The organism is Anaerotignum faecicola, assembly GCA_024460105.1.
GTDB lineage: Bacteria > Bacillota > Clostridia > Lachnospirales > Anaerotignaceae > JANFXS01.
This window is the reverse complement of record JANFXS010000577.1, coordinates 1-389: the sequence shown is the minus strand read 5'-3', so window position 1 is coordinate 389 and position 389 is coordinate 1. Positions and strand designations below refer to the sequence as shown.

The 389-nt window shown below is 46.0% G+C and carries 1 protein-coding gene; it reads left to right on the top strand.

Features of this window, described 5'->3' with window-relative positions; translation table 11 throughout:
- On the top strand, positions 1-389 hold a 389-nt coding region (locus NE664_15470; protein MCQ4728032.1), incomplete at both ends, for a response regulator.

Here is a 389-nt window from a genome sequence, read left to right as displayed (position 1 = left end):
CTCGTCGAGGCTGACATTCCGGATGTGCTGCTGACAGATATTCGGATGGATGAAATGAGCGGAATTCAGCTGATCGACCGTGTCCATCAGAAGTATCCGGAGATACGGTCCGTGATTATTAGTGGATACAGTGATATTGAATATTACAGAAAGGCATTGGAATATAAGGTCTTTGATTACATATTAAAACCGTCACGCGAGGAAGACTTTTCGAAGATTTTCAGTAATCTGAGGGCTCTTCTGGATCAGGAACGGAGCAAGGAAGAACAGTACCATTATTTTAAGGAACACTGGAACAAAAACAGAGAAGCGCTGCTGGAAAGTTTTTTCTGTGATCTGGCCGAGGGGGCATACCGGGAGACCGGGGCGATTGAGGAGAAGGCGTCTGA